The organism is Aeromonas sp. HMWF017, from assembly GCF_003061465.1.
GTDB classification, from domain to species: Bacteria; Pseudomonadota; Gammaproteobacteria; order Enterobacterales; family Aeromonadaceae; genus Aeromonas; species Aeromonas veronii.
This window is the reverse complement of sequence record NZ_QAJD01000060.1, coordinates 1-11793: the sequence shown is the minus strand read 5'-3', so window position 1 is coordinate 11793 and position 11793 is coordinate 1. Positions and strand designations below refer to the sequence as shown.

Sequence of the window (11793 nt, the reverse complement as noted above, 5' to 3'; positions counted from 1 at the left end):
GTTCGTCTATGGCCGCAGTGCCTTTGACTACTCCCGCCCGGCGCCGAAGCGCTACCCGGCCCGCCAGACCCTGGAGGCAAGCCAGGCCATCGCCCGCCTGCATGGCCTTGGCGAGGAGAGCGTGGTGTTTATTCAGCAAAACCCGGAGGTGATCGATCAGGGGGTATTCCATAACGACGTGATCGCGGTGGGCAACCAGAACGTGCTCTTCTTCCACCAACAAGCATTCCTCAACACCGAAGCGGTGCTGACCGAAATCCGCGGCAAGTTTGGCGAGGGGGATTTGCACTTTATCGAAGTGCCGACCGCCGAGGTATCCGTGCTGGATGCGGTGAAATCCTACCTGTTCAACACCCAGATCCTCACCCTGCCGAGCGGCGAGATGGCCATCATCGCCCCCACCGAGTGCCGCGACAATCCGGCGGTGTCGGCCTATCTCGGCAAGCTGCTGACGCAGGGTACCCCGATCAAGGCGGTCCACTATATGGATGTGAAACAGAGCATGCGCAATGGAGGCGGCCCGGCCTGCCTGCGACTGCGGGTTGCCATGAACGATCAGGAACTCGCTGCGGTCAATCCGGCCTGCCTCATCAACGACAGCCAGTTTGCCCGCCTCGATGGCTGGGTCGATCGCCACTATCGCGACCGCCTGACCCTCGATGACCTGCGGGATCCGGCACTGGTGCAGGAGTCCCACAGCGCACTGGACGAACTGACCCAGATCCTGAAACTGGGTTCGGTCTACCCGTTCCAGCGCTAGATGTGATGCCCGGGAAGACCGCCGACACTGGCGGTCTTCTGCTATTTGCCTTCTCTTCAGCGCGATCGCCAGCTTGCACGGATGCTGTTTTGTGCAGAAAAGCAGCGCACAACTTGCTGATAAGCTTGAATTTTGAGCTTGATGTATCAAAAAATCGACGAACAGTCATTTTTTACTGCCAGATGTCTAATGAAGGGGTTCACAAAGCCTCTGGATCTGATAGTATGCGCCTCGCACTTGGGGAGGGGTTCCCGAGCGGCCAAAGGGATCAGACTGTAAATCTGACGGCTCTGCCTTCGAAGGTTCGAATCCTTCTCCCTCCACCATTCAAGTGCAAAAGTAGTGACAATCAGGAAATACCCCGTGGAGGGGTTCCCGAGCGGCCAAAGGGATCAGACTGTAAATCTGACGGCTCTGCCTTCGAAGGTTCGAATCCTTCTCCCTCCACCATTTCCCTGATTGCAATTGCTGAATACAATTTGCTTTACCCCTGTGGAGGGGTTCCCGAGCGGCCAAAGGGATCAGACTGTAAATCTGACGGCTCTGCCTTCGAAGGTTCGAATCCTTCTCCCTCCACCATCGTTCAAGAAAACCCGGCCTCGCGCCGGGTTTTCGCTTTCTGCCATTCTCATCACATTTTTCCGACCTTGTCAGATCTGACAGTTGCAATTGCATCCCATCTTGCTCATCGTGGCATCATCGACATCAGAGTGTTCACATCATGTTTGAAGTCTGGGACGAGCATGGTCACGCCACCGGTCTGACACTGCAGGCGCTCAAAGTCAGGATCAGCAACGACTATCAGGGTGATCTGATGGTGCGCTACAGCAACAAGCTGGGACTCCCCACGACCCTCTTTCTGACCATTCATCAGGGCGTTGCCTATCAACGCTTCAAAGCGGGCTCGCCAAAACTGGATTGGGAATGGCTGGCCAGCGCAGGCAACGGTCACAGCCCCCGCAATTTTATGAGCGAACAGTTCCCCTTACTCCAGCTCTTCCTCGATAACTGAGTGCCCGTCGCTTTCACTCAATAACGTCAATTCACCGATGATTTGCTGTAATTGGGCACGAAAGCGTGTCAGCTCATCTGTACAAGCTGGCGATCCAAACTGACGGATTTTTTCTTCCAATCGCCATGCCTGTTCAGCTAATTCCGGCGCCATCATCATGCTGATGGTCCCCGCCTGACGATGCACCCAATGGGCCAATGCATTGTCATCGAGTGGCGCCTGTGCCATCGACTGTTCAAGCTCCTGGCGAAAAAGCGGAAACATCTGCCGTAACTTGTCACCATGACCAAAAAATGCTGCCATGGCTGCAATATCAAGCAAGGTTGGCGCTGGTAAGATTCGCCACTTCTGCAACATCTGGCGCAGAGTATCCAGCAGCACCGGTTTGCCCAGCAGATCGTCCATGCCCGCGGCAGAACAGCGTTCAGCCTGCTCCGGCAACACATTGGCCGTCATGGCGATGATCAGCTGCCGCTCGCCTTTCTCTGCAGCCCGTATCCTGCGGGTGAACTCATAACCATCCATCACCGGCATCTGACAGTCACAGAGCACCAGATCATAGGGATGCTGCGCGACCATCTCGAGGGCTTGCTGGCCATGCTCTGCTACATCGCAGTTCATCCCAAGTTGCCTGAGCTGGCGTATCACCAGCGACTGGTTGAGGGGATTGTCCTCCACCAGCAATACCCGGCAGGGCTGCATGGGTGCGCTCTTTCGGATCGCTTGCGTTGCCGTCCCATCGCTCAAGCCAAGCTGGCGATAGCAGACTTCCCGCACCGCATGCCAGGTCATGGGATTGCTGTTGAGGATGTAGCCCCTCTCATCACAGCGATAACCAAGGGGGGTTGCCAGCGGCAGCACCCGGATGACCCCGTTGCCCACCAACTCATGGTCTGTGAAACGCAACTGAGCATCACCAAACTCCGACGTTCGTGTTACCCCCAAGGCACCAAGATGCAACAGCAGGGTATGGCACAGCTTCTCGTCATGGAGATCGATATGGGCTTGCACGCCATTGAGACGAAGATCCGGCTCTCGCTGTGCAAGCACTGGCAACGTAACCGTCAGGCTGATGAAAGTGCCTAGCCCAGGGGCACTCTCCAGCCGGATCTCGCCCCCCATCAAGGTGGCCAGGGTCTGGCAGATACTTAGCCCCAAGCCAGTACCACCATAACTGCGGGTGGTGGAGCTCTCTGCCTGCTCAAAGGCATTGAAGATCCGGCCAAGCGCCTCTGGGCTCATACCGATACCGCTGTCGCGCACGCCGAAGCGCAGTTGCTGTTGCCCCTCCTCCTGTACCAGCAGTTGCACCGAGATCTCGATAAAGCCCCGCTCGGTGAACTTGATGGCATTGCTGACAAAGTTGAAGAGGATCTGGCGCAGACGCAGCGCATCACCGCTTACCCGGGCCGCCACACCGGCATCCGCCCAGAGATAGACGCGCAACCCCTTGCGATGCACCTCGCTCACCGTCATGGTCAGCACGCTGTCGATCAATTCACGGATGAGAAAAGGGGCTTCTTCGAGCTGCATCTTGCCCGCTTCCAGCTTGGCGAAATCGAGCACGTTGTCGATCAGCGCATGCAATCCCTGGGCACCGCGGTTGATGACCTCAACCATCTGACGCTGATCCTGGGTCAGCTCGGTAAAGGTGAGCTGCTCCGCCATGCCGACGATACCATTCATAGGCGTGCGAATTTCGTGGCTCATGGTGGCCAGAAACTCCCCTTTCTGGGTGGCGGCAGACTCCGCTTTGGCCTTGGCTCTGGCGAGTGCTGCCTCAACCTGATGACGCCGGACTATCTCCTGACGCAGCCGCCAGTAAGCCACCGACAGCACGAGAATAAAAAGCGTGATCGCCACCCCGGCGGGCAGCAGGGTGCGCACCAGTTTCGCTCTGGGGATCCCTTCGCTGTAATTGAGCGCCAGCCAGCTGTTGCGGATCTGCCGTTTCTCCTTGTCACTCATGCTGGCAAACACCCGGTTGACCAAAGGCAGCAAGGGACCATACGGCTCACGTACCGCTACGGCTAGCTCATCCTTGAAAGGGGTTGGGGCGGCGATATGGAGTAGTTCATCAAACTGCTCGGTGATAAGACGGGAGACCACCACCAGATTGCCGATATAGGCATCTCCTTCTCCAGCGGCAACACGGGCGAGCCCCTCGCTGGCATCACGGGTCGTGGTCAATTTCAGGTCGGGCACCATTGCCCTGAGTTCGGGGATCAGCATGCTGTCGGTCAGCAACAGCTCTTTACCGGCCAGATCGGAGAGATCCCCGATCGGAAGACTGCCTCGAGCCGTCACCAGTACCAACGGGAATGATGCAAAGGACTCGCTGGCATGCCAGCCCACCAACCGCTCGATAATGCGGGTGGGTAATACCGCCAAGTCTATCTCGTGATGCAGCAGCAACTGCTGCAGATCGGGCCAGCTCGACACCGGCACACTGTGGTATGCCAGACCCAACTTCTCTTGCAGCAACGCCAGGTGGTCTGCCATCAAACCAACCGTATTTCCATCCTCATCGCAGTAAGAGAAGGGTACCCAGCCGGGGAGTAACCCCAGCTTTAGCGGTGGCAGTGTCGAGAGCCAGCCACGCTCATCAGGACGCAGCAAGAAATTACTGTGCCCCATAAAATGGGGCTCCAGACTCTCCCCCAGCCAGCGTTTCTCCAGTTCACTGCGCGCCTCGACTGTCAGCGCCTGAATGGCCGTATCAAGCCGGATGGCAAGGGTGTGTTTCTGGCTGGCAATACCAAGGTGAAGGGTTTCCATCAACAAGGGCGACTGGGCGACCACTGCTAGTGCAGGGTGACGCTCGATAAACAGATTGGCCACGTGTAGGTTGCCGATATAGGCATCTGCTCGCCCTTGTTCAACCGCCTGCAATGCACGGCGTGTATCGACAAAGAGCCGCGGTGTGACATTGGGATAATGCAGCTTCACCAGCTTCTCGGTCAGAAAACCTTTTTCGATGGCAATGCTGGCGGAGTGCAACCGGCTCACATCCCGAAACAGGGCACTGTCCTGGCGCACCACCACCACGGTTGGCGAGGTGTAGTAAGGCAGGCTATAGGTGACACACTGGCGCACCTCAGAGTTAAACGCGTCGAGCAGGATATCCAGCTTGCCACTGCAGGCATCGGCATACATGGCTTCCCAGTCAGGGTAGACCTGCCAGGCAATCCGGTAGTCCAGCTTTTTGGCCAATTGTTCCATCAATTCAACACTAAAGCCGGCGGCGACCTTGCCATCCCACTGCTGAAAAGGGCCCCACCCTCCGGCCAATATGCCCACTTCAATCGTTGGGACAGAGGAACCAGATTCCGCCAATACGGCAGGCGTCAAGAAAAAAACAGAGACAAAAATTATGAATCGTTTGATTAATGACATAAGCGAATAATATATAAGCATAACGATTCAAATATATTTATCAAAAGATATAAGCACCTGAAAAAATGGGGTGCGCACGGTAGTATAGAAATGTTAGTTTTGATAGCCTGAATATTATTCACCGTTTTATAAGAGGCTCATCCATGTCCTTCAAGATTATTCTTGCCGATGACCATCCCTTGATTCTGACCGGGATCCGCAGCCTGATTGACCAGATAACACCCCATTGTGAAGTGATCGCCGAGGCATATCAGGTATCTGACTTGCTGAAATTATTGCAACAGCATCATTGTGATCTGCTGATCACTGATTTCAGCATGCCGGGTGATATCCGCTGCGATGGTCTGGTGATGATCCAGCAGTTGCGCAGGGATTATCCAAACCTGCCCATTATTGTACTGACCCAAATCCAGAACAGTGCCATCTTGCAATCCCTTATTCAGTTTGGGGTAAACGGTCTGATACTGAAAAAATCGGTTATCAATGAACTGGCCGATGCCATTCGCCAGATATTGCTCGGTCATCGCTATATTGGTCCTGCGGTAAAAATACTGCTGGCCAATGCCGGAATCTCTGCTCAAGGTGACACCCACCCGCTTACCCCCAAGGAGAGTGAAGTGGTGCGCCTGCTGGCGAGCGGCATGTCAGTCACTCAGGTTGCCGACTATCTCCATCGCAGCGTTAAAACCATCAGCACCCAGAAAAAGAGTGCCATGCAGCGACTGGGTATTAGCAGCGATAGCGCCCTTTTTGACTATGCCAAAAGCAGCGGGCTCTGTTAATCAATAGCCGCGTCAAATATCAGAGTGACATCTCCTTTATAGGTAGAGCCAGGGTATTTCATCATTTCTTTGACTACATCACCAACGACCATGAATTTAATATTTCTTGCTCCATTGAGTATAGGGTTTCCCGGCGATGGTGCAAATTTATATGGTATTGTAGTTATCTTAAACTCTTCATTATTTCCATTAATAAAATATGTATTTAATGTTGCTTGATGTCCTTTTGTATTTTTTAACCCACATTCTGTTCCAGATATATATTGGCAGCGCAGAGTTACTGTAAATGGCGCACTGGCCCAAAGTCGAAATGGTAACTTTTGATGTAATAAATTTGGTACTTTTTTCCCATTATTAGCAAAATTAATCCACCCACCAGGTGGCAACAAAGTCACTTTGCTTCGCCCTTCCATCTCTCCTTTTGGAAAGTCAACTCTAAGCTGATGACGAACGGTCAGCTTAACACTAATTTCATGCGCTAGTACTCCCTGATAAATTCCATCACCAAAATCAATGTCTTGATGTCTACCAATATAAAACTTTAAACTACCCGTGTAGTTTCCATTTGACATTTTAAGAGGATTTGGTGACTCAATGCGAAACCCATAAATTACACGGTCAATCCAATAATATCCAGAATCATCCTCAGGACTATAAAAATAACACTCAGCTGCACGAGTCTGCGCACTAGTTATAATAGAATGTAACAGTAACTCGGAAAAAGCTGGTGTTCCCCATGCGTTTTCCGTCGAAAAAACACAGTCACCATTTATTCTACTCATTGGTCTATAGTGACCACCAGGTAGCTGCATTTTTTCTGTTTCAACTCCTATATGTGTAGGCACCATGATTAGCTCGTATGAGCTCCCATCTTTATCATTAGTAATAGTAAATCTTTTAGGGCCTGAAAGGCTATAATAACTCAGATAATATGACTTTCCTTGTTTAGATCTAATCGAACGAAAAACATCTACAGGAAATTGAATTATAGTTGAACTTTCCAACGGTTTTTTAGGATTACAATAATATAGTTCAAATGGATATTCCATGCTGCATGATGTTTTGTTGATAAAGCGACCACCTTGGTGTTCATAACTATTAGGAATGTATTCAGCAATAATGTTGAACTTTTCTGCATGCACCGAGTGGCTCACACTAAATATAATAAAACAAGCCATAGATATTATTTTTTTACAGTAATACTCGCTGAACACCTTAAATCTCCCAATAAAATAATATCCGACTCATCCATGCGGCCTTGTTCTCTAGCCGGATTATTGCAATGGAGGGTACCATTATGTTCCACGCTAAATTCCGGCTGTCGTCGGCTCGCCTCCAGTGCGAAGAAGCCATCGTTTTCGGTAAATGCTCGCCCTATGGGGTTGCTGACCATGGCGCCACGTAGTGGCTGATTTTGCTCGTCCAGCAGACGACCTATCACTGTGACTGTGCTCACCGCATTCACTTGCCCATAGCCAACCCCGCCACGATTAAGGTGATAGGGAAGCACACTGGGTTTGATGGTGAGCAGCGCGCCCTCGTGGTCGGCCATCTCCAGTTGCAAGGCGCCACTTTGCAAGGCGGGCACAGAGACCAGATGGCGACCGGGTCCCAGAGCCTGTACGCTACCCAGATCGTCGCTGACTCGGATCCGCGCCGCCTCGTCATCGGCCTCGATATCAAGGATCATCGCCGCCTCATTGCCCATGTCGCCCATCTCTCGAGAACCGAGCGCCAGATCCCCCTCCCGCCCCAGTGCCACCACGCTCTCCAGATTGATGCCGCCGGTCACCTCTGCGTTATAGGAGGAGTGCTGGGCAAACAGGTCGCCACCCAACCAGGGCGCGGCGAAGCGGCCATAACCGGATAGACCGGTACCATAGCTGTCGTGGGTGCTGCCCACACTGACCTGACGCAGCGGCCCCCAATCCACCTCCTGCTGGTAGTTGAGATAGGCACTGCGCTGGGCAGCGCCCGAGCGGGAAGTATTGCTGCCCAGCCCCAACGACAGCTGGCGATCCTGTCCGCCCAGGTTGACGGTCAGACTGAGGCTGCTACCGCGATCCCGCTGCTGCGCCGTGCTCTCGCTGCCGGGGCGATCAAACAGGGTCACACCCCAGGTCACCCAACGCCCCCAGAGTCGGTCACTGTAGTGCCACCCCACATCGGTACCGTTGCCACGACCAGACTGGTGAGAGAGATAGACACCGAGGGATCCCCACTTTTCCAGCGACTGTTGCAGTGACAGGCTGGACACCGAACTCGCCTTCCCCTGCTTGCGCAGATTGCGCGAATGGCTGGCCACCAGACTGCTGTTGCCATGCCAGTAGATCCCCTGCAGATCGTAACCCCACCCCATGCCGACACTCTGGTTGAGAGAGGCAAAGCCGTGGAGCTGACTGGTCGCCTCCCAGTCGAGCGAGAGGGAGTGCTGGGCCCGTCTGTCCACATACTGGCTACCCGCCCCCACCACCAGCGAGGGGAGTAGCAAATGGTTCACCGCAGCACCACCACTGGCGCCTTCCAGATCGCTGTCGCCTTGGCGTACCAGCCAGCGAGTCTGGCGCCCGGCAAACAGGTTGAAACGCCACGGCTCCTCCGGCGTCTGCCAGTTGGAGGGTTTGTAGATCATCTCGCGCCAACGACGGGTCTCCTGACCATCCTCCAGCAGCCGCAGCTCCACCTCGTAGATACCACCGGGCAGCGAGCGGGTATCAAGCGCCTGCAGACCGGATACGACCGGCTGGGACTGGATCAGGTTGCCGTCCCGATAGATCTCCACCATGCCCGGTCGTGCCGGTGACACCTGGATCGGCGCCAGACTGGGAACCCCGCGCTCCCGGCGCAACAAATCCGAACTGCCCCACATCACCCCGAGCACAGTGGGGGTCGCACCACTGTAGTAGTTGGGCTGACGCACCACCCCCTGCGCCGAGGGAAAGAAGAAGCCAAGGCGATAAAAATTGGCCTCATGGAGCCGCTCACCATAAAGCTGAGCCAGGCCCACTTCACTCGATTGCCCCTCCTGCCAGGTGGCATCCCCCTCCATAAAGGGGGTCCACTGCCCCCAGCTGCCCTCCAGCTGCAGGTTGTAGTGTCCATTGCGCTGGGGGCCCTGCACCAGGTTCAGCTGGTTCTGGACCAGCAACCCCTTGCTGTCCCCAGGCACTGCGATAAAGCGCTGATCCCGCGCCTCCTGTTCTACCTCACCGGTCAGCACCGAGAGCTGGGACTCCTCTAGGCTGTATTGCAATCCCACAATGCCTTCGGGACAGGCACGGCTGCACTCGCCGAGCGGCAGGTGCGATCCCAACCTAGTCAGCCAGCGTTCACGCGCCCCCTCGTCAAACTCGCTCTCCTGCACATCCACCAGTGAGAGCAGTTGTACCGAGTTATCGCGCCCTAGCAGCACTTCCCCATCACCCAGCAGGCGATCGTCCACGGTCACCCGCACCATCAGGGGAACGCCAAAAAAGTGCTCTTCAAACCCCTCTGGCAACTGCCGCGCCTGTTGCAGCAACAGTGCCGGGTCTGCCGCCGCCAGTGAGACAGAGAGCAACGACCCGAGCAAGAGAAGAAGAGAACGAACCATGAAATGCAACCTGAATGCCTGGGATCTCAATTAAAGGGGGTCTGATGACCCCCACATATTCATGTCAGCTGCCTTGAGCAGGCGGAGCCTCCGATTCAAACATCATGCTGACAATCCCCTGATAGTTGCCGGGCTTGTAGCCACCAGTTGGTGCCACGGCCGGAATAACCTCCAGCCCGACCTGTTTGCCGGTATTGGCATCCGCCTGGGTCAACAGCTCGGTGGATGTGGTGGTCAGTGCGACGCCTCCGACCTTGACCGTCAAACCGATGCTCTCCTTGCCGCTGGCCATGGTGGCGGGATAGACCAGATAACCCTTGATGGAGCCAAGCGTGCTCTTCATCTCCAACTGCTTGGTTAAGGGATCCAATTGCTGATTAAAGGGGTTGAAGGTCAGTTTTTGTGGGGTACTCATCCAGTCTCCCACAGGCTGCACGTAAAACTTGTCGGTCGGGATCTGCGCCGTTACCGTCACCGTATGCTCGATACGCTCGGCCGCCATCAGCGAACCGCTCGCCAGCAACAGGGCGGGAAAAAGCGATAACATCTTCATAGCCACTCCTTCAGGTGTGATTGTCGTTCTTGTGATATATCGAGATTCAGAGCTTGAACTCCCTGAATACCGATTTTTTCCCTTCGATCAGTTCAAAACGAACCGTCCGAGTTGCCTCTTGACTAACCCGCTTTTTAACGCCGGGCAGCAGATGCATCTTCTCCGGTTGACTGCATGACCTCCCTTGTTGGTCACACAGTTCCAGATAATCGAGAATAACGGTGGCATTACCCCGGTTCTCCACATAGAGAACACCGTTTTCACGGTCAATCCGGGTGTCATAACGGGTCTCTTTGGGGGCCACAAACAGAATGGTGCCAAAACCGGTCATGATGCTGACCCCGGCGCTAATTTGTTGCTGTGGTGGCAATTCGGTTATTTCATCACCCTGTGGTTTGACCGGTACAAAACGCACCCGAAAATAACGCTCATGCTCCCGCTCTCCCATATAGATAAAGCGGGTAGCCTGTGAACCACTAGCTGGAATAATTAGCCGTGACGGACTGGTCACCAACTGACGAACGCCCTCCTCCGGTAACTCCTGCTCCTTCGGCACGCCATCGGCACCATATATAATTTCGGCCAAGGTTATTTTGACAAAGGCCGTCTCATCGCCAAGATTTCTAACCCGCTTGAGCAGCGTAGTTTTTTCTGCTGACATATAGTCATATAAGGTGCCAACGCTAATATCCGGCGATGCCAAGACATTGCTGCTGAATATAAGCAGCAACACAGTAAAAATCTTATTCATGAATAATAATCACACTGTAAAAACGATAGAGAGTGGTGCTTTCATTGCAGGCTCAGAAAAATATATGGGTTCCATATATGCAAATCGCCCAATGATCATATTTGGCTCAGCGATTCGTCATTGAGGCCAGTCTAGATAATCCATGCAGCGGACTTAATCGGAATAATCTGATACTGCCAAAGTATTTTTTCTGCAAACAATCAGACAATTCCTACAGCCAGCTTTCAACATCCTCCCCTATTATCCGAAATCATCTCAGTCAGCAGGGAAGTGACATGTTTGCGTTTAAAGAAGAGTTTCCGGTCGGTGACGTGGCATCCCTGACGACAGCGGACATTGCCGTGCCCTTTTATCAGCCAATCGTTAACCGGGATCGCCAGATCATCGGCTTTGAGGCGCTGGCCAGACGCTGGGAACCCCGCCAGCAGCGCTATCAGGGAATAGACTTTCCCTCTCTCAGCGATGACGAGTCCCTGCATGTGGATATCGTCATGCTCAGAGCCATTTGGCGTGATCTGACCGTGCTGGCACGCCATGCTCCTTGTACCCTCTCGATAAACCTCAACCCCGCTTTTGAGAGCCCTACATATAAGAACCTGCTGTTGCTCACTCTCTTGCAGGCCCGCAAGCTGGATATCGCAATCTGGTTCGAGGTGGTGGAGTACGCCCCGCTAGAGCGCAAGGAGTTGGCCCTGATCGAGGTACTGCGCAGCCACGGTGCCCATATCGCCTGCGATGACTTTGGCACCCAGGAGTGCAATTTTCAGCGAGTGATGGCGCTCCCCTACGAGGTCATCAAGCTGGATCGCTCTCTGTTGCTGCAAGCGACCAGGAGTAGCCATGCCTTGCGCATGCTGACCGGACTGGTGGAGTACCTGCAGCGACTCGGCATGAAGGTGGTGTGCGAAGGGGTGGAAAACCAGACCCATATCGAGATTGCCGATCAG

Annotated in this window: 9 protein-coding genes and 3 tRNA genes; 7 read left to right on the top strand and 5 right to left on the bottom strand. The window is 54.2% G+C overall.

Going from position 1 to position 11793, the window contains the following annotated elements:
• The 5 genes from DBR30_RS05190 to DBR30_RS05170 form a co-directional block, all read left to right on the top strand.
• Nucleotides 1–760: N-succinylarginine dihydrolase (locus DBR30_RS05190; protein ID WP_146181358.1), on the top strand; the 760-nt coding region annotated here is incomplete at its 5' end.
• 241 nt (nt 761–1001) lie between these two features.
• Nucleotides 1002–1086, top strand: a tRNA-Tyr gene (locus DBR30_RS05185).
• Between the two features lie 39 nt (nt 1087–1125).
• Nucleotides 1126–1210 (top strand) — tRNA-Tyr (locus tag DBR30_RS05180).
• Nucleotides 1211–1254: 44 nt separating this feature from the next.
• A tRNA-Tyr gene (locus DBR30_RS05175) sits at nt 1255–1339 on the top strand.
• A gap of 142 nt (nt 1340–1481) precedes the next feature.
• Nucleotides 1482–1772, top strand: coding sequence for a hypothetical protein (locus DBR30_RS05170; protein ID WP_108540975.1), 291 nt, complete (start codon nt 1482–1484; stop codon nt 1770–1772).
• On the opposite strand, the gene DBR30_RS05165 is transcribed toward DBR30_RS05170, so the two are convergent.
• Nucleotides 1746–5189, bottom strand: a complete 3444-nt coding sequence (locus tag DBR30_RS05165) for an ATP-binding protein (protein WP_258224289.1) — start codon at nt 5187–5189, stop codon at nt 1746–1748. The genes DBR30_RS05170 and DBR30_RS05165 overlap by 27 nt on opposite strands.
• Before the next feature lie 122 nt (nt 5190–5311).
• On the opposite strand from DBR30_RS05165, the gene DBR30_RS05160 reads away from it, so the two are divergent.
• The gene (locus tag DBR30_RS05160; protein ID WP_108540977.1) at nt 5312–5950 is read left to right on the top strand and encodes a response regulator; all 639 of its coding nucleotides are present in this window, start codon (nt 5312–5314) and stop codon (nt 5948–5950) included.
• On the opposite strand, the gene DBR30_RS05155 is transcribed toward DBR30_RS05160, so the two are convergent.
• From DBR30_RS05155 to DBR30_RS05135, 4 genes are all read right to left on the bottom strand, one after another.
• A complete protein-coding gene (locus DBR30_RS05155) occupies nt 5947–7164 on the bottom strand; it encodes a hypothetical protein (RefSeq protein WP_258224288.1) in 1218 nt (405 codons plus the stop codon). The two genes, DBR30_RS05160 and DBR30_RS05155, sit on opposite strands and share 4 nt — an antisense overlap.
• Nucleotides 7134–9542 carry a TcfC E-set like domain-containing protein gene (locus DBR30_RS05145; protein ID WP_108540979.1) on the bottom strand — a complete coding sequence of 803 codons (2409 nt, stop codon included), beginning with the start codon at nt 9540–9542 and terminating at the stop codon, nt 7134–7136. Before DBR30_RS05145 ends, DBR30_RS05155 begins: the two co-directional genes overlap by 31 nt.
• 64 nt (nt 9543–9606) lie before the next feature.
• The gene (locus DBR30_RS05140) at nt 9607–10095 is read right to left on the bottom strand and encodes a CS1 type fimbrial major subunit (protein ID WP_108540980.1); all 489 of its coding nucleotides are present in this window, start codon (nt 10093–10095) and stop codon (nt 9607–9609) included.
• 46 nt (nt 10096–10141) lie between these two features.
• Nucleotides 10142–10846: a hypothetical protein gene (locus DBR30_RS05135; RefSeq protein ID WP_108540981.1), complete on the bottom strand. Its 705-nt coding sequence runs from the start codon at nt 10844–10846 to the stop codon at nt 10142–10144.
• A gap of 275 nt (nt 10847–11121) precedes the next feature.
• Here DBR30_RS05135 and DBR30_RS05130 point away from each other — a divergent pair.
• A partial coding sequence (locus DBR30_RS05130) for an EAL domain-containing protein (RefSeq protein ID WP_108588221.1) occupies nt 11122–11793 on the top strand: 672 nt, incomplete at its 3' end.

Coding starts and splice junctions, on each gene's coding strand:
- DBR30_RS05145 (WP_108540979.1), bottom strand. CDS start 9,542: ATGGTTCGTTCTCTTCTTCTCTTGCTCGGGTCGTTGCTCTCTGTCTCA.
- DBR30_RS05140 (WP_108540980.1), bottom strand. CDS start 10,095: ATGAAGATGTTATCGCTTTTTCCCGCCCTGTTGCTGGCGAGCGGTTCG.
- DBR30_RS05135 (WP_108540981.1), bottom strand. CDS start 10,846: ATGAATAAGATTTTTACTGTGTTGCTGCTTATATTCAGCAGCAATGTC.
- DBR30_RS05170 (WP_108540975.1), top strand. CDS start 1,482: ATGTTTGAAGTCTGGGACGAGCATGGTCACGCCACCGGTCTGACACTG.
- DBR30_RS05165 (WP_258224289.1), bottom strand. CDS start 5,189: ATGCTTATATATTATTCGCTTATGTCATTAATCAAACGATTCATAATT.
- DBR30_RS05160 (WP_108540977.1), top strand. CDS start 5,312: ATGTCCTTCAAGATTATTCTTGCCGATGACCATCCCTTGATTCTGACC.